The organism is Paracoccus broussonetiae (genome assembly GCF_031854425.1).
Taxonomy (GTDB): domain Bacteria; phylum Pseudomonadota; class Alphaproteobacteria; order Rhodobacterales; family Rhodobacteraceae; genus Paracoccus; species Paracoccus broussonetiae.
Genome location: NZ_JAVRQI010000016.1, coordinates 94,324 through 120,301, shown reverse-complemented (window position 1 = coordinate 120,301; position 25,978 = coordinate 94,324). Strand labels below are relative to the sequence as shown.

At 64.8% G+C, this 25,978-nt stretch carries 24 protein-coding genes; 4 read left to right on the top strand and 20 right to left on the bottom strand.

Features of this window, described 5'->3' with window-relative positions; translation table 11 throughout:
• Nucleotides 1–18 precede the first annotated feature (18 nt).
• Both RM190_RS19205 and RM190_RS19200 read left to right on the top strand, forming a co-directional pair.
• A complete protein-coding gene (locus RM190_RS19205; protein WP_311761082.1) occupies nucleotides 19–993 on the top strand; it encodes an HpcH/HpaI aldolase/citrate lyase family protein in 975 nt (324 codons plus the stop codon).
• Nucleotides 990–2,249 (top strand): glycerate kinase type-2 family protein, encoded by a 1,260-nt coding sequence (locus tag RM190_RS19200; protein WP_311761081.1) that lies wholly within the window; start codon nucleotides 990–992, stop codon nucleotides 2,247–2,249. Before RM190_RS19205 ends, RM190_RS19200 begins: the two co-directional genes overlap by 4 nt.
• 70 nt (nucleotides 2,250–2,319) lie before the next feature.
• Here the strand turns inward: RM190_RS19200 and RM190_RS19195 are convergent, their stop codons facing one another.
• The 14 genes from RM190_RS19195 to ssuD form a co-directional block, all read right to left on the bottom strand.
• Complete coding sequence (locus tag RM190_RS19195; protein WP_311761080.1) at nucleotides 2,320–2,985, bottom strand: TerC family protein; 666 nt, start codon at nucleotides 2,983–2,985, stop codon at nucleotides 2,320–2,322.
• 405 nt (nucleotides 2,986–3,390) lie between these two features.
• Nucleotides 3,391–6,054, bottom strand: coding sequence for a molybdopterin-dependent oxidoreductase (locus tag RM190_RS19190; protein ID WP_311761079.1), 2,664 nt, complete (start codon nucleotides 6,052–6,054; stop codon nucleotides 3,391–3,393).
• 9 nt (nucleotides 6,055–6,063) lie between these two features.
• The gene (locus RM190_RS19185; RefSeq protein WP_449301382.1) at nucleotides 6,064–6,876 is read right to left on the bottom strand and encodes a formate/nitrite transporter family protein; all 813 of its coding nucleotides are present in this window, start codon (nucleotides 6,874–6,876) and stop codon (nucleotides 6,064–6,066) included.
• Between the two features lie 47 nt (nucleotides 6,877–6,923).
• Nucleotides 6,924–7,256 (bottom strand): nitrite reductase small subunit NirD, encoded by a 333-nt coding sequence (nirD, locus tag RM190_RS19180; protein ID WP_311761077.1) that lies wholly within the window; start codon nucleotides 7,254–7,256, stop codon nucleotides 6,924–6,926.
• Nucleotides 7,253–9,682 (bottom strand): nitrite reductase large subunit NirB, encoded by a 2,430-nt coding sequence (gene nirB / locus RM190_RS19175; RefSeq protein ID WP_311761076.1) that lies wholly within the window; start codon nucleotides 9,680–9,682, stop codon nucleotides 7,253–7,255. The genes nirD and nirB overlap by 4 nt, the downstream gene beginning before the upstream one ends.
• Before the next feature lie 14 nt (nucleotides 9,683–9,696).
• A complete protein-coding gene (locus tag RM190_RS19170; RefSeq protein ID WP_311761075.1) occupies nucleotides 9,697–10,905 on the bottom strand; it encodes an MFS transporter in 1,209 nt (402 codons plus the stop codon).
• A 316-nt stretch (nucleotides 10,906–11,221) separates the two neighbouring features.
• Nucleotides 11,222–12,397: an ABC transporter substrate-binding protein gene (locus RM190_RS19165; RefSeq protein WP_311761074.1), complete on the bottom strand. Its 1,176-nt coding sequence runs from the start codon at nucleotides 12,395–12,397 to the stop codon at nucleotides 11,222–11,224.
• Entirely contained in the window at nucleotides 12,388–12,978 is a 591-nt protein-coding gene (locus RM190_RS19160; protein ID WP_311761073.1) for an ANTAR domain-containing response regulator, read from the bottom strand. Before RM190_RS19160 ends, RM190_RS19165 begins: the two co-directional genes overlap by 10 nt.
• A 140-nt stretch (nucleotides 12,979–13,118) precedes the next feature.
• Nucleotides 13,119–13,895 (bottom strand): ABC transporter ATP-binding protein, encoded by a 777-nt coding sequence (locus tag RM190_RS19155; protein ID WP_311761072.1) that lies wholly within the window; start codon nucleotides 13,893–13,895, stop codon nucleotides 13,119–13,121.
• A complete protein-coding gene (locus RM190_RS19150; RefSeq protein WP_311761071.1) occupies nucleotides 13,882–14,706 on the bottom strand; it encodes an ABC transporter permease subunit in 825 nt (274 codons plus the stop codon). Before RM190_RS19150 ends, RM190_RS19155 begins: the two co-directional genes overlap by 14 nt.
• 12 nt (nucleotides 14,707–14,718) lie before the next feature.
• Complete coding sequence (locus tag RM190_RS19145; RefSeq protein WP_311761070.1) at nucleotides 14,719–15,687, bottom strand: aliphatic sulfonate ABC transporter substrate-binding protein; 969 nt, start codon at nucleotides 15,685–15,687, stop codon at nucleotides 14,719–14,721.
• A gap of 14 nt (nucleotides 15,688–15,701) precedes the next feature.
• Complete coding sequence (locus RM190_RS19140) at nucleotides 15,702–16,286, bottom strand: NAD(P)H-dependent oxidoreductase (RefSeq protein WP_311761069.1); 585 nt, start codon at nucleotides 16,284–16,286, stop codon at nucleotides 15,702–15,704.
• A gap of 35 nt (nucleotides 16,287–16,321) precedes the next feature.
• Nucleotides 16,322–17,782 carry an FAD/NAD(P)-binding protein gene (locus RM190_RS19135; RefSeq protein WP_311761068.1) on the bottom strand — a complete coding sequence of 487 codons (1,461 nt, stop codon included), beginning with the start codon at nucleotides 17,780–17,782 and terminating at the stop codon, nucleotides 16,322–16,324.
• A 3-nt stretch (nucleotides 17,783–17,785) separates the two neighbouring features.
• On the bottom strand, nucleotides 17,786–18,982 hold the full coding sequence (gene ssuD / locus RM190_RS19130; RefSeq protein ID WP_311761067.1) for an FMNH2-dependent alkanesulfonate monooxygenase: 1,197 nt from the start codon (nucleotides 18,980–18,982) through the stop codon (nucleotides 17,786–17,788).
• A 401-nt stretch (nucleotides 18,983–19,383) separates the two neighbouring features.
• Between ssuD and RM190_RS19125 the strand changes: the two genes are divergently transcribed.
• A complete protein-coding gene (locus RM190_RS19125; protein WP_311761066.1) occupies nucleotides 19,384–20,235 on the top strand; it encodes a DUF6635 family protein in 852 nt (283 codons plus the stop codon).
• Here the strand turns inward: RM190_RS19125 and RM190_RS19120 are convergent.
• The 6 genes from RM190_RS19120 to pcaD all read right to left on the bottom strand — a co-directional run bounded on the left by RM190_RS19120 (nucleotide 20,232) and on the right by pcaD (nucleotide 24,994).
• Entirely contained in the window at nucleotides 20,232–21,545 is a 1,314-nt protein-coding gene (locus RM190_RS19120) for a class-II fumarase/aspartase family protein (protein WP_311761065.1), read from the bottom strand. The genes RM190_RS19125 and RM190_RS19120 overlap by 4 nt on opposite strands.
• Before the next feature lie 94 nt (nucleotides 21,546–21,639).
• Complete coding sequence (locus tag RM190_RS19115; protein ID WP_311761064.1) at nucleotides 21,640–22,491, bottom strand: BKACE family enzyme; 852 nt, start codon at nucleotides 22,489–22,491, stop codon at nucleotides 21,640–21,642.
• A 7-nt stretch (nucleotides 22,492–22,498) separates the two neighbouring features.
• A complete protein-coding gene (gene pcaG, locus RM190_RS19110) occupies nucleotides 22,499–23,104 on the bottom strand; it encodes a protocatechuate 3,4-dioxygenase subunit alpha (protein ID WP_311761063.1) in 606 nt (201 codons plus the stop codon).
• A complete protein-coding gene (pcaH, locus tag RM190_RS19105) occupies nucleotides 23,104–23,841 on the bottom strand; it encodes a protocatechuate 3,4-dioxygenase subunit beta (protein WP_311761062.1) in 738 nt (245 codons plus the stop codon). Before pcaH ends, pcaG begins: the two co-directional genes overlap by 1 nt.
• Complete coding sequence (gene pcaC, locus RM190_RS19100) at nucleotides 23,841–24,218, bottom strand: 4-carboxymuconolactone decarboxylase (protein WP_311761061.1); 378 nt, start codon at nucleotides 24,216–24,218, stop codon at nucleotides 23,841–23,843. The genes pcaH and pcaC overlap by 1 nt, the downstream gene beginning before the upstream one ends.
• Nucleotides 24,215–24,994: a 3-oxoadipate enol-lactonase gene (gene pcaD / locus RM190_RS19095; protein ID WP_311761060.1), complete on the bottom strand. Its 780-nt coding sequence runs from the start codon at nucleotides 24,992–24,994 to the stop codon at nucleotides 24,215–24,217. The genes pcaC and pcaD overlap by 4 nt, the downstream gene beginning before the upstream one ends.
• 102 nt (nucleotides 24,995–25,096) lie before the next feature.
• Here pcaD and RM190_RS19090 point away from each other — a divergent pair, with 102 nt between their 5' ends.
• Nucleotides 25,097–25,975, top strand: coding sequence for a LysR substrate-binding domain-containing protein (locus RM190_RS19090; RefSeq protein ID WP_311761059.1), 879 nt, complete (start codon nucleotides 25,097–25,099; stop codon nucleotides 25,973–25,975).
• Nucleotides 25,976–25,978 lie beyond the last annotated feature (3 nt).

Here is a 25,978-nt window from a genome sequence, read left to right as displayed (position 1 = left end):
CGGCAGGAGCATCTGGCCATGAGTTTCTTCTCCGTCGAACAAGCCCCCGCACGCCTGAACCGCAGCGAACTCGCGGTGCCCGGCAGCCAACCGCAAATGTTTCAAAAGGCAGCGGATTCCGCCGCCGACGTGATCTTCCTCGACATGGAGGACGCGGTCGCCCCGGATGAAAAACCGCAGGCGCGCAAGAACATCATCAAGGCCCTGAACGAGATCGACTGGGGCAACAAAACCATGTCGATCCGAATCAACGGCCTCGACACGCATTACATGTATCGCGACGTCGTGGACGTGGTCGAACAGGCCGGCGAACGACTCGACCTGATCATGATTCCCAAGGTCGGGACCGCCGCGGACGTCTATGCAGTCGACATGATGGTAACCCAAATCGAGGACGCCAAGGGCTTCAAGAAGCGCATCGGCTTCGAGCACATCATCGAGACCGCGCTGGGGATGCAGAACGTCAGCGAGATCGCCGCCGCCTCGAAACGGAACGAAAGCCTGCATTTCGGCGTCGCCGACTATGCCGCCAGCACCCGCGCCCGCACGACGGTCATCGGCGGGGCGAACGAGCATTACTCGGTCCTGACCGATGCGGATGCCAACGGCGCCCGCAATGTCCATTGGGGCGACATGTGGCATTACGCACTGTCGCGCATGGTCGTCGCGGCGCGCGCCAATGGCCTGCGCCCGGTCGATGGTCCCTTTGGCGACTTCTCGGATCCCGAAGGCTACAAGGCCGCCGCCTATCGCGCCGCCGTGCTGGGTTGCGAAGGGAAATGGGCGATCCATCCCAGCCAGATCGCGCTCGCGAACGAGGTGATGAGCCCGTCGACCGCCGAAGTGGAACGAGCGCAGCGCATCCTGGACGCCATGGCCAAGGCCGAGGCCGAGGGCAAGGGTGCGGTTTCGCTGGACGGACGGTTGATCGATTATGCCTCGATCCGGCAGGCCGAGGTGCTGGTCCAGAAGGCCCGGCAGATCGCCGCGTGAGCAACCACGTCCGTGACATGCGGGCCATGGCGCAGCGGCTTTACGGCTGCGCCATTGCGGCCGCTGACCCGGCGCTGGCGGTGCGAAGGCACTTCCAGCGCCACCCCGACCCCGACGATGGCGGTCGCAGCCATCTGGTCGCGATCGGCAAGGCCGCCCCCGCAATGCTGGCCGAGGCGATGAACCATGTCCGCAATCCGGTCTCTGCCCTGGCCGTAACGCATCGCGGAAACGAAGCGACGGTTCCCGGTGCGGTCGTCCTGACCGCGGGCCATCCCGACCCGGACGAGGACGGGCTGGAAGCCAGTCGCCGGATCATGGCCCTGCTCGCCAGCGCCACTGGTCCGCACGATCGCGTCTATGCGCTGATTTCGGGGGGCGGCTCGGCCCTGGTTCCCGCGCCCCGCGCGCCGCTGACGCTGCAGGACAAGCAGGCCGTTACCGCGATCCTGCTGGCAAGCGGGCTTGATATTTCCGCGATGAACCTGGTCCGCCAACAGCTTTCCGAACTGAAGGGCGGCGGCTTGTTGCGTCACGCAGCCCCCGCCGCCGTGGTCGGCCTGATCCTTTCGGATGTCATCGGGGACGACCTGGCAGCGGTCGCCTCGGGGCCGACCTCGCCGCCGCTGGGGGACCGGCAGGCAGCCCGCGCGCTGCTTTCCGGCACGGGGCTTCTTCAGGATCTGCCCCTGCCCGTCCGCGACCTGCTGAGCACCCCCGCAGAACCCGACCCGGTGCCCCAAGCGCGGAACTATCTGGTCGGCAGCAACGTGATCTCGCTTCGCGCGATGCGGGACGCCATCGCCCCGGGATGGGCCGGCCGGATCGTCAGCGATCAGCTGGTCGGAGATGTCGCCGATGCCGCAGAACGGATCGTTTCCGCCGCCCGGCAGGCACCGCCCGACCGGCCAACTGCGCTGATCTTTGGCGGCGAAACGACGGTAACACTGCGAGGTGACGGCAAGGGTGGCCGGAACCAGGAACTGGCGCTGCGCGTCGCGCTGGGGATGCGGGGGTGGAGCGGCCTTTGGACCTTCATGTCCGCGGGAACCGACGGGCGGGATGGTCCAACCGACGCCGCCGGCGCGATCGTCGATCCTGGCACGCTGGACCGGATTGCCGCGGCAGGGCTGGACGTTCAGAGCCTGCTTGCAAACAACGACAGCCATGCCTGTCTGTCGGCCGCAAATGATCTGCTTGTCACCGGGGCAAGCGGCACCAATGTCGCCGATGTCCAAGTCATGCTGATCAACTGAAGCCTCAGACCGGGGCAAGTGTGGCCCCCGCGATATGCCGCGGGGACGATTGGCTTCGGGTGCGCCCCTGTCAGTGCGACGACAGCGCGTGCTGGATCAGCGGCGACAACTCATGTGCGCCGTCCCAGATCATCTTCAGTGCGACGTAAAGGATGATCGCAAGCCCGACATAGGCGATCCAGCGCTGACGGTTCAGAAGCCGCGCGATATAGCTGGCGGCAAGGCCCATCAGTGCGATCGACAGGACAAGACCGACGACCAGCACCGTCATGTGCTCGCGCGCGACGCCGGCGACGGCCAGCACGTTATCGATGCTCATCGAAACGTCGGCAATGACGATCTGGGTCACGGCCTGCATCAATGTCTTTTGCGGCGCTCCGCCGCCGACAACGCCATCCTGGTTCAGGTCGCGGTCCGCCAAGGCCTCTTCCGCGGCATGTTCTTCGGCGGCATTGGCCCGCAATTCGCGCCACATCTTCCAGCAGACCCACAGCAGAAGCAGACCACCGGCCAGCAGCAACCCGACGATCTGCAGCAACTGCGTCGCCATGATCGCGCAGATGATCCGCATGACGGTGGCGACTATGATGCCGATGAAGATCGCGCGACTGCGCTGCTCTTTCGGCAGACCGGCCGCCGCAAGTCCGATGACGATCGCGTTGTCCCCGGCCAGGACCAGATCGATCCCGATTACCGCGAGCAGGGCGCTCAGCCCCTCGGGTGTAAAGATTTCCATGACGTTGATAGCACTTTCAGTTGAGGCGGTGACAAACGGGAAATTGATAACTGGAATGAGGTCGGCCGTGTCAAGTTGATCTGCTTCCCGTTTCTTAACCGCCCCCAAGTCTGGATTCTGCAGTGCCGGTTGCGGATAGTGTTTGCAACCTCGATTCTGGTGAGGATCGGCGTTGCGGCGATGCACGGCCTGCCCCGCTGCGCTAGTTGCCTGTAATGCCGGCATGGGCAGGAAACCGGAATCGCAGGGGTCAAGCCCGTGATGCGACCGGTCAAGGCAAGTACCTGTCCATGATCGGAACAGCCACAGCTGTTGGAGCAGGACCGCGGCTTGGGCGAAAATGCGCCGCCTTCTGCGCCCGACATGGCGGGTGGCGCGCGTGCCGCCCTGCTCGGGAAGCTTGGATCAATCCGCGCCGACGCAAAGCCTTGGGGGTTCCGCCACCTCGTCGGTCTCCGACCCGCTCAGCTGGGCCGCGGCCATAAGCGCCCGCAGCTCTGGCCGGCACGACCCGCAATTCGTCCCCGCGCACAGGGCCGTGCCCAGATCTTCAAGGGACACAAGCCTCTGGCTTGCGATGGCGCGCAGGATGGTGTTCGCGCCGACCCCGAAACAGGCGCAGATGATCGCGCCTTCATCTGGTTTGTCCGCTCCCGGCCTGCCCGCCAGCACCTCTGGCCCACAATCCGCGCCAAGCGCCGAAGTAAGATGCGCACGGGAAAGCGCCACCGGCTCACGAGAGACGAAAAGCGCAGCCTGAAGCCGCCCGTCCGCGACATAAGCGAGGCGCAGGATACCCTGCCGGGGGTCGCTGACGACCAGTGGCGCGATATCAAGGCCGAACATCTCGCGCCCTTCGGCCAGCCAATCCACAGGTGTACGGGACGAGGCAAGTTCGACCTGCTCGCCCCGGTCAAGCGTGGCGCGCGCCCAGTACTCGCACCGCGGCTGCACCGGTCGGGTCGATACCGCGTAGCCATGCCAAGCGGCTACGAAGGGCCGAATGGCGACGGGCGCAGATTTCAGCGCCGGCTGTCCCGAGACGGGATCCGTCAGTGCCGGCAGCAGCGCGCCGATGCGCCCCGCGGGCGCGGTCTCTCCGGTCCAATGGATCGGCGCAAAGGGATGACCCTGCGCCACGCGCTCGGTGACAAGAACCCGCAGAATGGCGCGGCCTTGCGGGCTTTCCACCTCGGCCAGCACCGCGGGGGTCAGGCCCAGTCGGGCCGCGTCAAGCGGATGCAGTTCAAGAAACGGTTCGGCCAGGTGTCGGGACAGCCGCGGAGAAAGGCCGGTCCGCGTCATCGTATGCCATTGGTCGCGGATGCGCCCTGTATTCAGGCGGAACGGGTAGTCCTGGTTCAGCGGCTGGGGGTCACGGGGCGTGACGGGAACCAGCCGTCCGCGACCGGACGGCGTGTGGAAACGGCCATCTCCGAAGAAGCGGCCACCCTGCTTCCCAGCCCCCTGCGGCCAGAGAAATGGCTCCAGCCGGTCATAATCTGCGGTCGAGATATCAGCATGGGCCGAGATATCGAAGTCGCTGCCCAGCCCACCCGCGATACCGGACAGCGCCGCGTGTTCAGCAAAAACTTGCGCCGGGCCGTTCCAGGCAAAGGCCTCGGGCCAACCCATCCGGCGGCCCACCTCGGCCAGGATGCGCCAGTCATCTCGCGCCTGCCCTGCTGGCGGCATGATGCGGCGCTGACGACTGATGCGGCGTTCGGAGTTGGTGACCGTGCCGTCCTTTTCACCCCAGCCTGTGGCGGGCAGCAGGACATGCGCCAACCGTGAGGTATCGGTCTGCGCCGCCGTTTCGGAAACGACCACAAAATCGCAACCTGCAATCGCCCGCGCGACCCGGTCCGCATCGGGCATCGAGGCTGCCGGGTTGGTGCATATGACCCATAGCGCCTTGATCCGCCCCTGCTCGACCGCGTGAAACATGTCGACGGCCTTCAGGCCAGGACGCTCGGCCATGCCGGGTGCGCCCCAGAAGTCGCGGACAGCCCGGCGATGGTCGGGGTTCTCGATGTCCAGGTGGCAAGCCAGCATGTTGGCAAGACCGCCCACCTCACGTCCGCCCATGGCATTCGGCTGGCCGGTGACGCTGAATGGGCCCATACCGGGCCGACCGATGCGCCCGGACGCCAGATGGCAATTCAGGATCGCGTTCACCTTGTCGGTGCCGCTGTCCGATTGGTTGATCCCCTGTGAATAGACAGTGACCACCTTTTCGCTGCCGCACCACAGGTCGTAGAACTGCCACAACTGGCTGTGCGCCAACCCCGTGGCCTGTGGCGAGACCGCATTTGCCGCGGTCAGCGCATCCTCGATGTTATCGATGTCATCACGGCAAATAATTGATCTGCGCGACAATTCTGACAGCAGCAGGTTGAACAAAGCGGCATCCGAACCCGGCGCGGGTCGCAAGTGCAGGTCCGCAATGTCGCAGGTCGCAGTGCGGCGCGGATCGATCACCACGACGCGCAGTCCTGGTCGCTTTTCCTTTGCGGCCGCCAGGCGCTGATACAAAACAGGGTGGCACCAGGCAAGGTTTGAGCCGACCAGCACGACCGTATCGGCCAGCTCGAGATCCTCGTAAAGCCCCGGAACGGTATCGCTGCCAAAGGCGCGCCGGTGCCCCGCGACCGAAGACGCCATGCAAAGACGAGAGTTCGTGTCGATGTTCCCGGATCCGATGAATCCCTTCATCAGCTTGTTGGCGACATAGTAGTCTTCTGTCAGCATCTGACCCGAGACGTAGAAGGCTATCGAATCCGGGCCGTGGCGGGCGATCGTCTGCGCAAAGCGGCGGGCGACAAGGTCCAAAGCCTCGTCCCAGGTGGCAGCCCGCCCGCCTATCTGCGGCGCGAGCAGGCGACCGCCATGCCCGACCGTCTCGCCAAGGGCCGATCCCTTGACGCATAACCTGCCCAGATTGGCCGGGTGATCGGGGTCGCCCCTGACACTCAAGCCACCCTGACCATCAGCATTTGCAAGCACCCCGCAACCAACGCCGCAGTAGGGGCAGGTCGTGCGGATTGTCGGTTTCGCGGGATGCGTCATATCCAACCCTCACTCGGCCGGGACAGCCAAAGGTTGCTCATCCGCCGTATCCGGGATGCGCGCGGGTGAGGTTTTGTAGTGCGTCGCATAGATCATTGCGCCGACAAAGGTCAGGCCGCCGACCATATTGCCCAGAACCGTCGGAATTTCGTTCCAGATCAGGTAGTCCATGATCGTGAACTTGCCGCCCAGCAGCAGTCCGGCGGGAAACAGGAACATGTTCACGATCGAATGCTCGAACCCCATGTAGAAAAAGATCAGGATCGGCATCCACATCGCCATGATCTTGCCCGAGACGCTCGTGGACATCATCGCCGCAACGACCCCGGTCGAGACCATCCAGTTGCACATGACGGCCCGCACGAACAGGGTCAGCATCCCCGCCGCGCCATGGGCGGCATAGCCAAGCGTCCGCCCCTCGCCGATATGGCCGATCTTCTGGCCGACCTCGTTCGGAGCCTCGGAAAACCCGAAGGTCACGATGATTGCCATGAAGACGGCGACGGTGAAGGCACCGGCGAAATTCCCGGCGAAGACCAGCCCCCAGTTTCGCCATAGCCCCTTCATCGTCACGCCGCGGCGGCGGTCGATCAGCGCGAGCGGAACAAGCGTGAAGACCCCTGTCAGAAGGTCGAAGCCCAGCAGGTAGAGCATGCAGAACCCGACCGGGAACAGCAGCGCGCCGATCAGCGGATTGCCCGTGTTCACCGTAACTGTCACAGCAAAGGCCGCGGCGAGGGCGAGGATCGCGCCTGCCATATAGGCGCGGATCAGGGTGTCTCGGGTGGACATGAACACCTTCGCCTCACCAGCGTCGACCATTTTCTTAGCAAAATCAGTAGGATTGATGTAAGACATGATATGACTCCTCAGGCTGCCCGGCGGGCCATCAATTCGGCGCTGATCAGGATGCGGCCATTTTCGACGCGGATCGGATAGGTGCGGACGGCGCCTGAATCTGCGCCCTGCGCCTCACCCGAATTCATGTCAAAGACCCAGTTGTGCAGGGGACAGGTGACGCGATCGCCATGGACGATCCCTTCGGAAAGCGGGCCGCCCTTGTGCGGGCAGCGGTCATCCAGTGCAAAGACCCGGTTATCGGCGGTGCGAAACACCGCAATGCAGCCCTGCTGCGTTTTCACCACGCGCGCGCCCTGCTGGGGCACATCCGAAAGCGCGCCGATATCGATGAAACTGGTCATTCGGCTGCCTCCAGCGTCAGGTCTGCAAGGGGGCCCCATTTGGGCGTTTCGGCGGGGGTGGACAGCTCGGCCCAGGGGTCGGTGCGATAGACCGACTGGCTGATCTCGAAACGCTCGACCAAGGCCTTGCGGTTTTCCAGATCATCGACGACCTGCGCCTTGATCCAGTCAAGGCCGACCTTGCCCATCCACTTCCAGAGCCGGTCCAGATATTTGCCGTTCTCACGGTAAAGCTGGGTCACGGCCAGGATGATCTGGATGGTTTCTTCCTCGGAGGGGGTCGAGGCCAGATGCTCGGTTTCCTTGACCTCCATCCCCGCCGCGCCGCCGATCGAGATGTTGTAGCCAGAGTCGACGCAGACGACGCCGATATCCTTGCAGGTCGCCTCGGCGCAATTCCTAGGGCAGCCGCTGACGCCGAGTTTCAGCTTATGCGGCGTCCAGGAACCCCACATGATCTTTTCCAGCTTGATGCCAAGCCCGGTCGAATCCTGCGTGCCGACGCGACAAAATTCCTTGCCGACACAGGTTTTGACCGTGCGCAGACCCTTGGAATAGGCGTGGCCCGAAACAAGGCCCGCCTCGTTCAGATCGGCCCACATATGCGGCAGGTCTTCCTTCCTGACGCCCAACAGGTCGATGCGCTGACCGCCGGTCACCTTGACCATCGGCACGTTGTATTTGTCGGCGGCATCCGCGATCGCGCGCAATTCGTCCGGAGTGGTCACGCCCCCCCACATGCGCGGCACGACGGAATAGGTGCCGTCCTTCTGGATATTGGCGTGGTTGCGTTCGTTGACGAAACGCGACTGCCGGTCGTCCTTGTACTCCAGCGGGTATTCGGCCAGCAGGTAATAGTTCAGAGCGGGACGGCAGGAATGGCAACCGCCGACGGTCTTCCAGCCCAACTCCTGCATGACGGCGGGAATGGATTTCAGCCCCATAGTCTTGATCAGGCGACGCACGTCCTCATGCGTGTGATCGGTGCATTTGCACATGCCGTCGGGGGCGTCCTGCACCTCGCCGCCCAGAGCAAAGGCCATGATCTGTTGCACCAGCCCCGTGCAGGTGCCGCAAGAGGCGCTGGCCTTGGTGCAGGCGCGCATCTGGTCCAGCGTGCAGGCTCCGCCCGCGACCGCGTCCATGATCGAACCCTTGGAGACGCCGTTGCAGCCACAGATCTCCGCCTCAGGCGGCAAGGCTGCAACGGCCGCCATAGGGTCCAGCTTGGACCCTCCCTGGAAGGCCGGGCCAAAGATCAGGGTCTCGCGCATCTCACTGATGTCGGTTGCGTCCTTCATCAGCCCATAGAACCAACTGCCGTCGCCGGTCTCACCATACATGACGGTGCCGATGATGCGGTCGTCCTGCAGGACAAGACGCTTGTAGATGCCACGGCCCGGGTCGCGGAAGACGATGTCCTCTCGGCCCTCGCCTTCGGCAAAATCGCCCGCGCTGAACAGGTCGCAGCCGGTGACCTTCAGCTTGGTCGCGGTCTGGACCGGGGTGAATTCGGCGGCGTCACCCAGCAAGGTTTTCGCCAGGACCTTGGCTTGGTCGTAAAGCGGCGCGACCAGCCCGAACAGCTGCTTGCGATGTTCGACACATTCGCCCAACGCGAAGATATGCGGGTCGCTGGTGCGCATCGCGTCATCGACGACGATGCCGCGCTCGACCTCCAGATGGGCGTCATTGGCGAGGCGGGTTTCCGGACGGATACCGACAGCCATGCAGACCAGATCGGCGGGATAGACGGTGCCGTCTTCCAGCAGCACGGCCTCGGCGCGGTCGGTGCCAAGGATCGCCTTGGTCGCACCCTTGCAATGGACGGTGATGCCGCGCTTCTCCAGATCCTTCTGCAGCAGATAGCCTGCGGCGGGGTCCAGCTGACGCTCCATCAGGTGGCCCATCAGGTGAATGACGGTGACGCGTGCGCCGCGTGCCGCCATCCCTGCCGCGGCCTCAAGACCCAGCAGACCGCCACCGATCACGACGGCATCCTTGCCCGCCGTGTCCATCATTGCCTGCGTATCCTCGAGGTCGCGATAGGCCACGACGCCGGGCAGGTCCTTGCCGGGGACAGGGATGATGAAGGGGGCCGAGCCGGTCGCGATGACCAGCGCGTCATAGGGCGCGCCGCCCTTGTTCGAGTAGACGATCCGGCGCTTGCGGTCGATCTTGACCACCGGCTCGCCAAAGCGGCAATCAACGCCGTGCGCGGCATACCAGTCATCGTCATGCGTGACGATCTGCTCATAGGTCTTTTCGCCCGACAACACCGGGGACAGCATCAGGCGGTTGTAGTTCCCGCGCGGCTCGCCGTTGAACAGGGTGACTTCGTAGGCATCCGGGGCGGCGTCGAAGAGCTGTTCGAGCATTCTGCCCGAGGCCATCCCGGCGCCAATGACCACTAGTTTCTTTTTCATGGCTTGGTTTCCTTTCAGGCGGTTTGCAGGGCGGGGGCGCGGTTTAGGCGGCGGATCGAGACATGCATCCAGGTCAGGCAAGCGGCGACGAGCAGGAACAGGACCGCAAAGCAGCTGGACCACAGCCCGGTCGTGTCCTTCAGCCAGCCGAACAGCAGCGGCAGGACAAATCCGCCCAAGCCTCCTATCATGCCGACCAGCCCGCCGACCGCGCCCACGTTCTGGGGGTAATAGGTCGGGATGTGCTTGTAGACCGCCGCCTTGCCGAGGCTCATGAAGAAGCCGAGGACAAAGATGACCGCCAGGAAGACTGGCGTCGGAACGCCCGTGGGAATGGCAAGGATCGCGGTCGCAAGCAGCGAAACGGTCAGCGTCCAGTACATCACGGTCCGGGCACCGATCCGGTCCGACAACACCCCGCCATAAGCGCGGAAGATCGAGGCGGGGATGGAATAGGCCGCGCCGATCATGCCTGCCGTTTTGACCCCGAAGCCATAGACCCCGATCAGGTAATGGGGCAGCCAAAGCGCCAGCGCGACAAATGCCCCGAAGCTGAAGAAATAATAGGCCGAGAAGCGCCACACCTGCAGGTTTCGCAGCGGTGCGAATTCGGCCTTGAGGCTGCGCAACGGGGCGCGGGTGCCGCGTCGCTGGACGGTCACCGGGTCATCCTTGCTGAAGACCCAGAACAGGACCGCCGTCAGCGCCAGCGCACCGGCCCAGATCTGCGCGGTCGCCTGCCAACCCCAGGCCAGCATGACGAAGGGGGCCAGGAACTTGGTGACCGCCGCCCCGACATTGCCGACGCCGAAGATGCCAAGCGCCGTGCCCTGTCTGCCCGCGGGATACCAGCGCGAGACATAGGCGACGCCCACGGCAAAGGATCCTCCGGCCAGGCCGACACCAAGCGCGGCCAACAGCATTTGCGGATAGGTGGTGGCCCAGCTCAGCAGGAAGGTCGCGCAAGAAGCGGCCAGCATGGTCAGGGTATAGACGGTGCGCCCACCCATCCGGTCGGTCAGGACGCCCAGGATGATGCGGACCAGTGACCCGGTCAGGATGGGCATCCCGACCAGCAGGCCGAATTGCGTCTCGGTCAGGGAAAGCTCTTCGCGGATCTGGATGCCGATGATCGAAAAGATCGTCCAGACGGCAAAACAGACAACGAATGAGGTGGTCGAAAGACTCAGCGCGCGGCTGGCATCGTCGGTCGAGGCGGACATGGGTGCTCCGATGGCAAAACTGGGGTGCAGTGGCTGTCGGAAAGCGATGAACAAAGAACGTGCCGCCAAAGGGCGAACAGTCACGGCGTCAACGCTTTCGGGGATTCCGCGTCCTCGCGGGATCAGTCATGCCGCATCTTTGCGAGCGGGCCGGTGGCGCGCCATTGCGCCGGGCCATGACCAAAAGATGTCAGCATCGCGGCATCGCAGCAAGCTTTCGCGCCATTGCAGCATGGCGGGCGCATATCAGGCATCTGATCGACACGGAAATTGCGCGATTTCGCGGCAAACTGCCCGGCGAACGATCAGCCTTGGGTCAGGGCGCCACCGGGGGTTCGAATGTGAAGCCGTCGAAGAAACGGTCGGCGCGCAGAATCATCTGCCCCTTTTCCGCCGGGACGACACGATCTTGCGACAGCGCACCTTCAAGCCGCAGGGACGCGCCAGGCAGCGCGGCGCCAGCAGGACGCAGATGCTGGCGGTAAAGATCGGTGCGAAAATGCGGCATCGCGCGCGCCATCGCCTCGGCCACGTCCAGCCCGCGACGCCGCGCGATCCTGTCCGCGATCATCGCCGCAATGCTTTTCCACGGAAAGCTGGCCGCTCCGGCGTGAAAGGCGATGAAACCCGGTGCCTCGCGCAGCTCTCCACCCGAGGCGATCATCAGCCTGCCGGCGAAGCCACGCTCTGCCAGTTCAGGAGGCAGGTCCAGATAGGCGGGACGCGACAGGATTTCAGATGCAAGGGCGCGGTGGCCGAGTTCGTCCAGCCAGCGTCCGGCCCGCCACAAGGCCCGCATCAGCGCGCCGGTCTCGTCCGGGCGGGTGTCGGCAAAGTCGCGGCGCAGGACCAGTCCTTTTTCCGGCGCCGCCGACCAGATGGCCGCGCCGGGCAGAAGCAGGGCTGCGCCACCGCTATCGACGGCGAATGAGGCCCAGGGCTCGCCCACGCAAAAGGCGTCCACCTCGCCCGCGGCCATGACCTCGGCCATCTTGGGAGGCGGCACGGTCACAAGCTCAAGCTCGGCCGCGCCAAAGCCGCTGGCCAGAAGCCAATGGCTGACCAGTTCCAGCTGCGTCGAAAACAGAAACGGCACGCCCACGCGCAACCGGCCCTGCACGACCCGACGCAGGGCACGGCCAGCGGCCAAAGCATCCGCGAAGTCGAAAGGATGCCCGATTGCCCGCAACTGCTGCTCGATCCGGTTGTTGACGGCGATGGCCTGACCGCCCTGCGACAGGAACATGACCAGGTCGAAGGCCGGCAGATCCGGACCCAGCCCCAGCGCCTGTCCGACAGGCATCGGCACCAGCATATGCGCCGCGTCGATCAGCCCCGCCCCCAGCATGTCGCGGCTTTGAGCCCAGGCCGTCAGGCGGACCAGGTCCAGCTGCAACCCCTCTTCCGCGGCAAAGCCCATTTCCTGCGCAATGACCAGCGGGGCCGCATCGATCAGCGGCAGATAGCCAAGGCGCAGCCGGGTCAGCGGCATGTCAGCAGCCCCGCCGCCATCACCAGTTGCTGGGCGATGTCGGCCACGCGCTTGCCCTGATCCATCGCGGTCTTGCGCAGCAGCGCATAGGCGGCCTCTTCATCGATCCCGCGCGCTTTCATCAACACTGCCTTGGCGCGGTCAATGATCTTGCGCTCTTCCAGCGCGGCGCGGGTTGCGGCCAGTTCCGTGCGCATCCGCTGGAACATGTGGAAGCGCGCAATCGCGGCGTCCAGGATCGGCTTGATCCGGTCGGGGCGCAGCCCGTCCACGACATAGGCCGATACACCCGCCTCAATCGCGGCGCGGGTCAATTGCTCGTCCGAGCGGTCGACGAACATGGCGACCGGTCGTTCGGTCGGGCCAGAGGCCAGCGCCAGTTCCTCAAGAATGTCTCGGGAGGGATTTGCAAGATCGATCAGCACGACATCGGGCCGAAACTCGGCGATCTGGCGGGCCAGACCGGTTTCCTCGGCGATGATGCGGATGTCATGGTCACCCAGTTCGCGCAGCCCGTCGACAATGGGCAATGCGCGTTCCTTGTCGGGTTCGACGATGACGATCGTAAGACGCTTTTCCATGCCCGGCCCAGTGGATCCGCCCCCGCCTTGCCATTCCCCGTGTGTCAAAGGCAACGCAGGGCAAGGCGCCAAGGATCCGATCCCGCTGCACTGCCGCATCCTTGTGCAGAGCTTGCGACGGTGACGGATTTCAGGGCAGATCAGGCAGCGAAGATCGCGTCAACGATCTCGGCCTCGATAGCGGCGATTTCGGCGCTGCCACGCCGCACGGGGCCGACGCGCAGGATATCGACGCGGTGCAGGATTCCGCCCTGCCCCAGCACGATAACCCGGTCGGACAAGGCCACGGCCTCGGCCACGTCGTGGGTGACAAGGACGGCAGTGAAGCCCGCTTTGGCATGCATGTCGCGGATCAGGTTCTGCATGGTCAGCCGCGTCAGCGCGTCCAGCGCCCCCAATGGTTCGTCAAGGACCAGCAGCTTCGGGTTACTGACCAATGCCCGTGCCAGCGCGACGCGCTGACGCTGGCCGCCGGACAACTGCGCGGGCCAATCCCCGGCCTTGTCGGAAAGCTGGACCGAGGCCAGAGCGCATTCCACCGCCGTAGGATCGGGCCCTTCGCGCAGGCCGACCGCGACATTATCGGCCACTGAGGCCCAAGGCAGCAGGCGCGGTTCCTGGAACATGATGCGCAGGCGGTCTCCGGCCCGTTCGGCTGGCACTCCGTCCACGGTCACGCTGCCAGTGGTCGGGCGGTCCAGCCCCGCGATCAGGCGCAGCAAAGTGGACTTGCCGCAGCCGCTTTTCCCGACGATCGACACGAACTCGCCCGGCCGAACCTCAAGGTCGAGGTTGTTCAGGACGCGGTTCCCGTCGAAGCTGCGCGAGACATTCGCCAGCCTTACGGTGACGCCGGTATTCTCGCGCAGCATTGGCGGGACCGGGATGTCGCGGGGCAGGATGTTAACGGCCTGCATAGGCGGGGCTCCATTGCAGCGCGCGGCGTTCCAGCGCGCGGGTCAGCGTATCGGCAAGCTTGCCAAGTGCCGCGTAAAGCAGGATCGACAGCACGACGACGTCCAGCACCATGAATTCGCGGGCCTTCATCGCCATGTAGCCAAGCCCCGAAGATGCTGAAAGCGTTTCGGCCACGATCAGCGTCAGCCACATGATCCCCAGCCCATAGCGCAGCCCGACAAAGATCGACGGCAGCGCCCCCGGCAGCACGATCCGCCGGAACAGTTGCCGCCCGGTCATGCCATAGGCCCGGCCCATCTCGATCAATTGCGGATCGACATTGCGGATGCCGTAAAGCGTGTTCAGGTAGATTGGAAAGAATACTCCCAGCGCGACAAGAAACAGCTTCGCGCCCTCGCCAATCCCGAACCACAGGATGACCAGGGGGATTAGCGCCAGGTGCGGAATGTTGCGGACCATTTGCAGGGTCGAATCCGTCAATGTCTCGCTAAGTCGGGAGACGCCGTTTCCCACGCCCAAAGCAAAGCCGATGCCGCCCCCGACCAGAAGCCCGGCCAGCGCGCGCATGGCCGAAACGCCCAGATGGGTGAGCAACTCCCCCGACAGCGTCATTTGCACCGCGGTCGACAGGATCGTCGACGGGCGCGGCATGATGGTGTCGGCGATCAGGCCTGCCGCGCCCGCGATCTCCCACAGTGCAAGGATTGCGGCCGGGACGGCGTAAGGCAGCAGGCTTTCCGCCTTGGGAAGCCGCAGCCGCCACCCCGCGCTGCGATCCCGGGCGGGACCAAGGCTGTCAGTCAGACTCATCTGCTATCTCCGTCAGCTCGAGGTTTGCGGGGTCCAGACAACCGAAGCGATGTCAAGCTGGCGGGGAATGATGCCCAGCTTGTAGAATTCGTCAGCGACGCCCTGTTCATAGGTGACGTGCCGATCCTCGACGAACCCTTGCTTGCCCAGATCGGCGCCCTTGCGGGTCAGCGCGCGTTCCAGAACCGCCTCGCTTAACCCCGTTTCCTTGGCGAAAGTCTTGATCGTGGCGGGCAGATCGGCCTGGCCCTGCTCACCAACCTGACGGATCGTCTCGACCACGCGGCGAACCAGAAGGGGATTGTCCTTGGCGTAATCCTTATTTGCGGAAAAGAAGCCGTAATCCGGCTCGACAATGGCGGTCGTCTGCAGGACGCGTGTGTTCGGGCGTGCTTCGGCCATCGCGAAATATGGATCCCAGATCGCCCAGGCGCCAATCGCACCGGCATCGAAGGCGGCAATCGCGTCTGGTGGCGACAGGTCCTGCGGCTGAATGTCATCCAGCGTCAGCCCGGCCGTCTGAAGCAGCTTGATCGTCGCATAATGGGCCGAGCTGCCACGTTTGAAAGCGACCTTCTGGCCCTTCAGGTCCGCAAGCGACTGAATGGCCGAGTCCCTCGGAACCAGGATCGCATGGCCTTCACGGGATCCTTCGCTTGCCCCGACGAACACCAGGTTGCCGCGCGCCGCATGGGCGAAGATCGGCGGGACGTTTCCAGTATAGCCAAAATCCAGTGCCCCCGCCGACAGAGCCTCAAGCAGCGGCGGACCCGAGGTGAACTCGGACCAGCTGACGGAAACGCCCTGATCGGCAAAGGTCTTTTCGAATGCCCCGGCCCCCTTCACCAGCCCCAGAAGACCACCTTTCTGCCAGCCGACGCGCAGCTTGGTGGCGGGTGCTGCCCGCAGCAGGCCCGGGGCGGCCAGCGCCGCCAGCCCGAAGCCTAGCGCCGTGCGGCGCGTGAATGTCGTCAAGGTCATGGGCTTTGATCCTTTTACAGGGCGTGCAGGATCGGCGCGGCACTCTCGCCTCGCACCGGGACAGGGTAATCGCTGAGGTATGGCGCAAACTGGCCAACGGCACGGCTCAGGCGGGCGCGCGCGGCTTCGTCCACCAGCTTACCGCCGACGAAGTCCCGGTCCGAGACATAGACCCCGGTGGCCAATGGCTGCGCCTCGAAAAAGCCGAAAAGCGGGCGAAGCTGATGTTCAACCACCAGCGCATGGCGGTCGCCGCCGCCGGTGGCCGCCAGCAGAACAGGCTTGCCGTGCAACATGCCCGGATCGAGCAGGTCGAAGACATGCTTGAACATGCCGCTGTAGCTGCCCTTGTGGACGGGGCTTGCGATCACCAGCGCGTCCGAACGGACAAGTGAGGTGACAAGCTCCAGCGCCTCAGGGGAAAGATCGCCCAGCTGGCGCGCCGCACCAAGCGAGGGGCCAAGCTCACTCAGGTCAAAGACCTGGCCCACCGCGTTGAAGCGGTCCGCGGCAAGGTCCACGGCCTGCTCGACAAGGGCCCGCGTGCGCGAGGGCGCAGAAAAGCTTCCGGCAAAACCGGTGATGGTCAGGATCGACATGATGATCTCCTGTGGTTCGAGGTGATTCCAGCCCTTCAGGCCGGGTTCGCTGCACGGCCCTCGGACAGGCCGGAATGCCGCAGAATGGGGGCAAGGATAGCGCGTTTGGCGATTTCGCGGGCAATCGACCGGGCGTGTGCCGCACATTCCGGCGCGCCGATCAATTCCCCCACATGGCCACGGGCGAGGGGTCCGGCGACCAGAATGCGTTCGCTTGCCTGACCCCTGACATCCAGTGCGCGGCAGGTATCGGTTGTGGCCAGCCCCAGCCCCAGCGGATCGGGGGCAATCATGCCCAGCCGGGCCAGAGCGGCAAGCGCCGGGTTCCAGTCGATACACCGTCCTTGCGCAGGGCCGGTGGTCACGACGATCTGGTCAAAGACGCCGCTGACCAGATCCTGCCCGCCACGGCGCCGCCAGGTCACGCGGACACCGTTCCATTCCCGCTCGGCCGAAATCAGATGCGCGGCCTGATAGTCCAGACGCCCGTCATCCTCCAGACGGTCCAGAATGGCGCCGATCTGCGGCGCAAGGCGATAGCGGTGGACGTCCCAATAGGTGCGCAGGTGACGCAGCAGGCGCGCGCGGGCCCGATCATCCAGCCCGGACCAGATCTGCTGGCCCTGCGTGCGCAATCGGGACAGCGTCGCGTGCCAGCTTTGCCCGCGCGCCTGATCGTCCACGATCGCGTGGCGGACCCGACGCAGCAACTCGGCCACGCTGGTGATCGGCGTCTCGGTAAAGTCCTGCGTGCTTTCCTGTGCGACGATCCCGTGCGACCGAGACCGCAGACCGTGACGCGACAGGCAGGTGATGCTGCCTTCGAACCCCTGCCCGTCCAGTGTCGCGATGACATCGGCGGAACCCAGCGCCGCGCCCAGGACCAGAACACGCGCATCGCGGCGGATACCCGCGATCCGCACCGGGTCATAGGGATCGGCCATCAGCTCGGGCGCGCCGGTCAGCCCGGCCAGAACCTTCGGCACCGCCGGCGGCGGATGTCCCGTGGCCAGCACCAGAAGATCGGCCCGGATCCGGCTGTCGTCCGACAGCAGAAGCACCAGCGCACCGTCGGGCGCGCGCTCGATATCGCCGACGCGGGCGCGGATATGCCGGATCCTGCCCGCGCGCAGATGCGGCGCGATCCTGTCGGCCACATATTCGCCGAACAGCTCGCGGCGCGGGAAACGCTCGCCCTGCGCGGTCAACGAGGAGGCGTCGTGGTCCAATCGGCCTTGCGCCTGTCCCTCTGCGATCCAATCGGCAAAGTCCTGGGGCCGGTCAGGGTCCATCGTCATGCGATGCGCCGGGACATTGATCCGGTGCGCGGGCTCGGTCGTCGAATAGGCCAGGCCCCGGCCCAGTTCGGCGCGCGGCTCGACCACGGTTACGATCGCCTGCACATGCATCTCGGCAAGTTGCCAGGCCAGTGAGGCGCCGGTGAAGCCGCCACCCATGATGACGACGCGCAGGCGCGGGGACTGGATCATGTTCATGCCCTAACCTCCTGTCACCAGAACCGGGCGCGGCATGATGGGCTCAGCCGCGGGGCGATAGTCATTGCCGACCGTCTCGCCAAATGGGCCCATGTTCGCGGCCGCGCTGGGTTGTGCCACCGGATGGTCCAGCGGCAGCAGCGGCAGCACGCGTTCGCCGAAGCTGTAGGCTTCCTCAAGATGCGGATAGCCCGACAGGATGAAGGTATCGATCCCGATGCGCCTGTATTCGTCGATACGCTCGGCCACGGTTTCGGCGTCGCCGACCAGCGCAGTGCCCGCCCCACCCCGGACAAGGCCGACCCCCGCCCACAGGTTCGGGCTGATCTCTAGCCCGTCGCGGCGACCGCCATGCAGTTCGGCCATACGCCGCTGGCCGACCGAGTCCATCCGGGCGAAGGTTTCCTGCGCGCGGGCGATAGTGGCATCGTCCAGCTTGCTGATCAGGCGGTCCGCTGCCTGCCATGCCTCGGCCTCGGTCTCGCGGACGATGACATGCAGGCGGATCCCGAAGGTCACTTCACGTCCTTCAGCCTCGGCCAGGCGGCGGACGCCCTCGATCTTGTGACGGACCTGCTCGGGCGGCTCGCCCCAGGTCAGGTATTTGTCGACCTGCTTGGCCGCCACGGCGTTCGCCGCCTCCGACGAGCCGCCAAAGAACAGCTTCGGCCCGTTTTCCTGCAATGCCGGAAACAGAAGCTTCCCGTCCACGATCCGGAAATGCTTGCTTTCGTAATTGACGGTCTGCCCCGCGAGCAATGCCTTATAGATGTCCAGGAATTCCCGCGTCACCTCGTAGCGTTCGGAATGGCTCAGGTGGATGCCGTCGCCCGCATTCTCGACCGGATCGCCGCCGGTGACGACATTGATCAGCAGCCGGCCACCCGAAAGCCGGTCCAACGTCGCGGTCATGCGCGCGGCCAATGTGGGCGATTGCAGCCCCGGACGCACCGCGACCAGAAAACGCAACTTTTCGGTTTGCGAGGCCAGAGCGGCGGCCACGATCCAGCTGTCTTCGCAACTGCGGCCCGTCGGCAGAAGGACGCCATAATAGCCCAGAGAATCTGCCGCCTGCGCGATCTGCCGCAGATAGGGCAGGTTCACCGCCCGCCCACCATCGGCAGTGCCCAGATAACGGCTGTCGCCGTGGGTCGGCAGGAACCAAAGGACCTTGATCTTTTGCGGAGCGGGAATGGTCATGTCCGTCCTTTCGTCGTTGAGCTTGGACAGGCGCAAGGGGCGCCGCGGCTACGAGGAAAGAATACATCAAATCACTACTGAGTATATAGAGATTTAGGAGTTTCCAGAAATGAAGATGGTTTTCCTCTCTCATGCCCCTGTGCTGGAAACCTGTTTTCGGCATGGGATCACGGCAAGAAGGCAGTTCGGAGAGATCGATGATAGTCAGGTAAGCGTTCGTAATTACGAGACAAATCCTCCGTCACCTTGCTTTTGCATCAGATCTTGGAAGTACGAGTGATGACAAAGCGGGCATTGCCTCCACCCACGCGACCGCCCATCGCGCCTTCCGCGCATGGTTGAGACATGTCCCCGACCTCCCTAGATTGAAGGATCAATCCTCAGACCAAGGAACCCGCTTCATGCCCCCTGCGCGCCCAGGATCAGCCGCACCCGCCCCGGCCGATACCCGGCCGATGACGCGCCGGGAAAGCGAGATCGGCCGCTTTGTCGCTGACCGCTATGGCATCCGCGGCACTCTTGCCCTGCATCGCGCAGCCATCGGCGCAGACCTGCTTCGCGCCCCGGCGAACGTGGCGTTGTCGCCCGTTTTCCTGCTGTTGCGTTTCGTCGCGATGATGTTGCGCCTTTGCGGCGCCCGGGGCGCAGCCAGCTGGCTGGACCGTCGCCAGATCTTCCTGACCACCGATGTCGCGCGCCGCATCGAGTCGGATCTAACCGAACTGCTCACGCACCTCGATTCGCAAGGGATCGCGCCCCGCGCGCCCGCTCCCTTGATCCAAAGCGCGATCCGATCCTATGCAGAAACCCGCAACGCGGTTTCTGAGATCACCACCTCGATCATCGTGCTTCTGTCGGGCTTCCTGATCTTCTATCAAGCGACGCCCGGCGTTTTGTCCTTGGCCACCCCCATCGCCGAAATGCGGGCGCACTCCCACGCGGTCGCGGACTTCGCGCTAGGAAGCTGGGCGGGCGGGATGTGGTATTCGGTTTTCCCGACGCAATTCTCGACGCTGGAACTTGTGCTGACAGGAATCGTGCTGTCCGTCTTGGCCGCGCTGATCACGACCTTTGCCGGAATCGTCGCCGATCCCGTCCAGGTCTGGAGCGGCATCCACAAGCGGCGCCTGCTGCGGTTGATGGCGCGGCTTGACCGGCAACAGGACGCCTCGGGGCTTGGCCGCGAACATGTTCTGGCGCGGCTGGGCGATCTTGGCGACCTTGCTTCGTCGATCTGGCGGGCGCTGCGCTAGGCCCGCGCCTTCACCGCGAAATCACGCGCATCCTGCGGGGCGGTGCCCAAGCCACCCGCTGCGGACAGGTCAAGCGCCGGAAAATCCCGCGCGACCAGTGCTGGCAACGAGCTGCCGCCCTTCACTGCCTCGGCGCAAAGCGCCTTGATCCTGGCCTGTGCTTCAGGACGGGGCATGTGCCGGGCCAGCGCAAAGGTGAATGCCTCGGCATGGATCAGTCCCGTTCCATCATCGATGCCGCGTGCCATCGCCGCCGCGTCCGGCGCAAGACGCCCGGCGACATCCAGCGCCAAGGCCATCGCGCGGCCGGCCGAAATGCAAAGCTGCGGCAGGGTCATCCATTCGACGAACCAGGCGGAGCCGTCGCGTTGCTGCCGGTGCAGCCCCGCGCCCTGCATCGCGCCCGCCAGCGCTACGGATTGCCGTGCCAGCGCAACAAGGACCGAAGGGCCGACGGGATTTTGCTTCTGCGGCATGGTCGATGATCCACCGGCACCCGAGATGCGGATTTCCTCGATCCCTGACTGGGTCATCAGGATCAGATCCTCGCCCATCTTGCCAAGGCTGACGCAAACTCCTGCCATCCAGGCGGCAAAGCCATCGATGCGGTCGCGTTCGGCGTGCCAGCTGTGGCCGGGATCGGCCAGTCCCAGCGCCTCGGCCAGGGCGGAGCGCACCGCCGGCCCTTCGGAACCCATCGCGGAGAGCGTTCCGGCCGCTCCGCCCAAAGAGACCGTCGCCAACTGCGGGCGCAGGGCCGCTAGCCGGTCCCGATGCCGCATCAGGGGATGACCCCAACCCGCCACCACGGCTCCGAAGCTGGTCGGTGTCGCTGCCTGCCCATAGGTCCTCGCCGCCATCGGCAGTTCGGCATGGGTTTCGGCCAGCTCTCCGAGGGACCGGATCAACTGGCCAAGCCGGTCGTCCCAGATCTCGATCAGGCGCCGCAAGCGCAGGGCAAGCGCGGTTTCCATGATGTCCTGGCTGGTCGCACCCCAATGCAGGAACTGCGCATGTTCCGGGGCCTGCATCGCCTTGCGAAAGGCTGCGACCAGCGCCGGGACCGGCACACCGTTGGTCGCAGTCTCAACCGCCAGTGCCGAGGGGTCGATCTGCACTTCGCGGCTGGACCGGTCGATATAGGCGGCTGCGGTTTCGGGAATGATGCCAAGCCCGCCCTGTACCCGCGCCAGCGCGCCTTCGACCAGAAGCATGGCGCGGATCTCGGCGCTGTCGGTGAACAGCGCAGCGCTGGCCTCGTCGCTGAAAAGCTGACGATAGATGGCACTGTCGGCGGCGGAAGCAGGCATGGATACGGTCCTTTGGATCGGTCGAAGCCGGGGGGCTGTCTGCCCCCCGGTCCCCCCGAGGGTATTTTCAAAACAGTGAATGGGGTGAAGGGGATCAGGCCAAGGGCGGACGCAAGCCAAGGATCTGTCGCGCCTGCTGCCAGTTTGCGACGGGGCGTTCGAACCTGTCGCAGATCTCGGCCGCGCGCCTGACGAGCGCCGCGTTCGAGGGAGCAAGCCGGTCGCGGTCCAGGCGGACGTTATCCTCGAGCCCGGTGCGCGCGTGGCCACCGGACGAGATCGCCCATTCGTTCAGTTGGATCTGGTTCGGACCAATCCCAGCGGCGCACCAGGGCGCGTCCGGGCCAAAGAGGCGCTGCACCGTATGGATATAATAGTCGAAAACATCGCGATCCGCGGGCATCGCATTCCTCACGCCCATCACGAACTGGACATAGGGCCGGTCCTTGATCCGACCATCGGCATGCATCCGGGCCGCCTGCAGGACATGGCTGAGATCGAAGGCCTCGATCTCGGGCTTCACATCGTGGCGGATCATTTCGGACGCCAGCCAGTCGACCAGATCCGGTGGATTTTCGTAGACACGGGTGGGGAAATTGTTCGAGCCCACCGAAAGCGAGGCCATGTCGGGGGCCAGAGGCAGCATCCCGCCCCTGGCCTGACCGGCGCCCGAACGGCCGCCAGTCGAAAGCTGGACGATCATGCCCGGACAGTGCTGCTCCAGCCCTTCCTTGAGGCGGGCGAAGCGGTCCGGGTCCGAGGTCGGTTTCCCCTCGTCGTCACGGACATGGCAATGGGCGATCGTCGCGCCGGCCTCGAAGGCTTCCTGCGTGGATTCGACCTGTTCGGCGATGGTGATCGGCACCGCCGGATTGTTTTCCTTGGTCGGAAGCGATCCGGTGATCGCCACGCAGATAATGCAGGGCCGGTTCGTCAGATCGCCCATCCTGTCCTCACATGTCGAAGAATACGGTTTCGTTCTCGCCTTGCAGGATAATATCGAAGCGATAGGTGCCGTCACCGGTTTTCCGGGCGATCAGCGTGTTCACGCGCTCGCGATGCTCGATCCGTTGCAGGACCGGGCAAGACTCGTTGTCCTCGTCCTCGAAATAGATCCGGGTCTGAAGGCCAAGGTTGATCCCGCGGGCAACCACCCACAGCGCGACATGCGGCGCCATCATGCGGCCATCCGGAAAGGGAACGCGGCCCGGCTTTACCGTCTTCAGCGTCCATTCACCGCTGTCGAAATCGGCAATGATGCGGGCCCAGCCGGAGACGTTCGGATCCGCCCCGCCGCGCGGGTCATTGCCGGGATAGATCCCTTCGGCGTCGGCCTGCCAGCTTTCGATCAGCGCATCGCGCAGGATCATGCCCGCCCCGTCGCGCACGGTCCCGATGATGGTGATCGCCTGCCCCTTGGCACCATCGCGGATCGGGCTTTCGCCCAGATCGACCGGATAGATGCCCGCGTTGCCCAGCTTGTTCGGCGTCAGGCCGATATGGACATAAGGTCCGGCCGTCTGCGAGGGGGTTTCCTTCAGATAGTCCAGCTTCTGCATCACAGACCCTCCTTGCGGTTTTCGAAGAACGACTGGCGACGGCCGCGCAGCACGATGTCGAACTTGTAGGCAAGGCAATCCATCGGGATCGCCCTGTTCAGGTCCAACGGCGCGACCAGGGCCTGAATGGCGCGGTCCTCTCCGATGGTCTTGATGATCGGGCACCGCTGGATCAGCGGATCGCCCTCGAAATACATCTGGGTGATGAGGCGCTGGCCGAATCCGGAACCGAAGACCGAGATGTGGATATGCATCGGGCGCCAGTCGTTGACCCGGTTCGGCCAGGGATAGGCGCCGGGACGGACGGTCAGGAACTCGTATGAGCCATCGGGACCGCTGATGGTGCGCCCGCAGCCGCCGAAATTCGGGTCAAGCGGCGCGGCATAGCCGTCCTTCTTGTGGCGGTAACGGCCCCCGGCATTGGCCTGCCAGATCTCGACCAGAACGTTGGGAACACCGCGGCCGGTTTCGTCAAGCACCCGGCCATGCATGATGATCCGTTCACCGATGGCGGGTTGGCCAGTGAAGTTCAGGATCAGGTTGTTGTCGAGATTACCGACCATCGAATGGCCAAAGGCCGGGCCGGTTTCCTCGCTCAGGGTCGAGCCAAGGGCGACAAGTGGCCGGAACGGCGCACGCGTCATCGAGGTCTTGTAGCCCGGCGTATAGGCGGCGGGGTGCCAGTCGCGGTCGCGGAAGAACAGGGGCCCGCGGTCGACTTCGTTGTTCTGGGTCATCACTTGCTCTCCATCTCCGCGAAGGTCTCCTTGGCGATCTTGATCGCATGGTTGGCGCGCGGCACCCCGGCATATATGGCGACGTGCAGAAGGGCATCCAGCACGTCCTCCTTGCTGGCGCCGGTATTGGCGGTGGCGCGGATATGCATTGCCAGTTCGTGATCGTTGCCCAGCCCGGCCAGCAGCGCGATGGTCAACATCGAGCGCTCACGGGCCGAGATCGTGTCGCGCGCCCAGACCGAACCCCAGGCGGCTTCGGTAATGAGCGTCTGGAAGGGTTCGTCGAAGGCGGTCTTGTTGGCCTCGGCCCGGTCGACATGGGCGTCACCAAGCACCCGGCGGCGCGTGACCATGCCCTGATCGAATCGTTCGGTCATTTCGAATTTTCCCTGAGAAAGTCCCGGAGGATCGCGGCGAATGCCGCGGGCTGCTCGACGCAGGGCAGATGGCCCGCATCGGGAATGACGTGGAAGGCGGCGCCCGGGATCAGGTCGGCGGTGGCCTTGACCAGTTCGGCTGTCGAGGATCCGTCCTGATCGCCCGCGATCACCGCGACCGGCAAGGAAAGGCCACTGGTCGCCGCGGTCAAATCAGCCGAAGCCAGCGCGCGGCAAGCCCCGACATAGCCGATGGCCGAGGTCCGCAGGACCATGTTGCGCCAGGCGGCCAACTCGGGGCGCGCGCGAAAGACCGGGGCGAACCAACGCTGCATGATGATATCGGCGATTGCGCCGATCCCGGTCGACTGAACGGCGGCGATGCGCTCGGCCCAGCTTTCCTTTGTCCCCATGCGGACTGCAGTGTTCGACAGGACCGCCGCGCGGACCAGGTCGGGACGGAGCGCCGCCAGCGTCTGCGCGATCATGCCGCCGATCGACAGGCCGACGAAAACGACGGGGCCAACGCCAAGATGTTCGATCAGCGCGACGGCATCCTCAGCCAGATCCTCGACACCGAAATCGCCGCCTTCGTCCGACAGGCCGTGCCCGCGCTTGTCAAAGCGGATCGCGCGAACCTCGGGCATCTCGGCAATAAGCTGGTCCCAAAGCCGCAGGTCGGTGCCCAGCGAATTGGCGAAGACGACGACAGGCCCATCGGCCGGGCCGTCAATCCGGTAATGCATCGCGCCCCAGGGGCGGGTCAGAACTTGCATGATGCTCTCCCTCTTTCCATAATCTCGCATAACGGTTCCGGCTTGGATAATGCAAAATCGGTCATGATGGATAACCATTCTGCTATGCATCCTGGGGTCAAGTTGCGCCATATCCGCGCCTTTCTGGACATCGCGGCCGAAGGTGGTCTGTCTGCGGTCGCCCGCGCGCAAGGCATCACCCAGCCCGCCCTGTCCCGCACCTTGGCCGAGCTTGAGGCGCTGCTGGGTCAGCCGATGTTCCTGCGCCAGGGCCGCAGGCTCGTCCTGACCGAAGGGGGGGCGGTCTTTCGACGCCACGCACTGACCGCCATCCAGGCGCTTGAGGCGGGTGCAGCGGCCTTGCGTCCCGGTGTCAGCGGCACCCTGCGGGTCGGCGTCCTGCCCACGGTCGCTACGCGGTTCATGCCGCGCGTGGTGCTTCGGTTCCGCGACTTGCGCCCCGAAATCCTGCTGGCCGTCGAGACAGGTCCCCATTTCCACCTGATGCGGATGCTGCGCGAAGGTCTGGTCGACCTCGTCGTGGGCCGCCTGCCCGGCGCGGCCGAGATGGCCGGCCTAAGCTTCGACCATCTTTACGAAGACGAAGTCGTGCTGGTCGGGCGCGCCGACCATCCGTTTCGCCATCGGCCAGCGCAAGAGGCCCTTGCGGCCTCTCCGGTGATCCTTCCACCCACCACCGCACTTATCCGTCCGGTGGTGGAAGATTATCTTGCCGCGAACGGCCTTGCCGGGTTGCGTCCCGCGGTCGAGACAGTGTCGCTGGCCTTGGGGCGCGGGATATGTCTCAGCTCGGACGCGCTGTGGTTCATTTCGCGCGGCGTGGTGGCGCATGAACTGGACCGCGGCGACCTGGCGATCCTGCCCACCGGAGCGCGTTTTCTGTCGGGCGCGGTCGGGATGACGCAACGTCAGGGCAGCGCTCCGACCGGGCTGGCCGATTTCGCGGAAATCGCCCGGGAAGTGGCCCGCGAGCGGCCCTGAACC

Coding starts and splice junctions, on each gene's coding strand:
- RM190_RS19205 (WP_311761082.1), top strand. CDS start 19: ATGAGTTTCTTCTCCGTCGAACAAGCCCCCGCACGCCTGAACCGCAGC.
- RM190_RS19195 (WP_311761080.1), bottom strand. CDS start 2,985: ATGGAAATCTTTACACCCGAGGGGCTGAGCGCCCTGCTCGCGGTAATC.
- RM190_RS19190 (WP_311761079.1), bottom strand. CDS start 6,054: ATGACGCATCCCGCGAAACCGACAATCCGCACGACCTGCCCCTACTGC.
- RM190_RS19185 (WP_449301382.1), bottom strand. CDS start 6,876: ATGGTCGACGCTGGTGAGGCGAAGGTGTTCATGTCCACCCGAGACACC.
- nirD (WP_311761077.1), bottom strand. CDS start 7,256: ATGACCAGTTTCATCGATATCGGCGCGCTTTCGGATGTGCCCCAGCAG.
- nirB (WP_311761076.1), bottom strand. CDS start 9,682: ATGAAAAAGAAACTAGTGGTCATTGGCGCCGGGATGGCCTCGGGCAGA.
- RM190_RS19170 (WP_311761075.1), bottom strand. CDS start 10,905: ATGTCCGCCTCGACCGACGATGCCAGCCGCGCGCTGAGTCTTTCGACC.
- RM190_RS19165 (WP_311761074.1), bottom strand. CDS start 12,397: ATGCCGCTGACCCGGCTGCGCCTTGGCTATCTGCCGCTGATCGATGCG.
- RM190_RS19160 (WP_311761073.1), bottom strand. CDS start 12,978: ATGGAAAAGCGTCTTACGATCGTCATCGTCGAACCCGACAAGGAACGC.
- RM190_RS19155 (WP_311761072.1), bottom strand. CDS start 13,895: ATGCAGGCCGTTAACATCCTGCCCCGCGACATCCCGGTCCCGCCAATG.
- RM190_RS19150 (WP_311761071.1), bottom strand. CDS start 14,706: ATGAGTCTGACTGACAGCCTTGGTCCCGCCCGGGATCGCAGCGCGGGG.
- RM190_RS19145 (WP_311761070.1), bottom strand. CDS start 15,687: ATGACCTTGACGACATTCACGCGCCGCACGGCGCTAGGCTTCGGGCTG.
- RM190_RS19140 (WP_311761069.1), bottom strand. CDS start 16,286: ATGTCGATCCTGACCATCACCGGTTTTGCCGGAAGCTTTTCTGCGCCC.
- RM190_RS19135 (WP_311761068.1), bottom strand. CDS start 17,782: ATGAACATGATCCAGTCCCCGCGCCTGCGCGTCGTCATCATGGGTGGC.
- ssuD (WP_311761067.1), bottom strand. CDS start 18,982: ATGACCATTCCCGCTCCGCAAAAGATCAAGGTCCTTTGGTTCCTGCCG.
- RM190_RS19125 (WP_311761066.1), top strand. CDS start 19,384: ATGCCCCCTGCGCGCCCAGGATCAGCCGCACCCGCCCCGGCCGATACC.
- RM190_RS19120 (WP_311761065.1), bottom strand. CDS start 21,545: ATGCCTGCTTCCGCCGCCGACAGTGCCATCTATCGTCAGCTTTTCAGC.
- RM190_RS19115 (WP_311761064.1), bottom strand. CDS start 22,491: ATGGGCGATCTGACGAACCGGCCCTGCATTATCTGCGTGGCGATCACC.
- pcaG (WP_311761063.1), bottom strand. CDS start 23,104: ATGCAGAAGCTGGACTATCTGAAGGAAACCCCCTCGCAGACGGCCGGA.
- pcaH (WP_311761062.1), bottom strand. CDS start 23,841: ATGACCCAGAACAACGAAGTCGACCGCGGGCCCCTGTTCTTCCGCGAC.
- pcaC (WP_311761061.1), bottom strand. CDS start 24,218: ATGACCGAACGATTCGATCAGGGCATGGTCACGCGCCGCCGGGTGCTT.
- pcaD (WP_311761060.1), bottom strand. CDS start 24,994: ATGCAAGTTCTGACCCGCCCCTGGGGCGCGATGCATTACCGGATTGAC.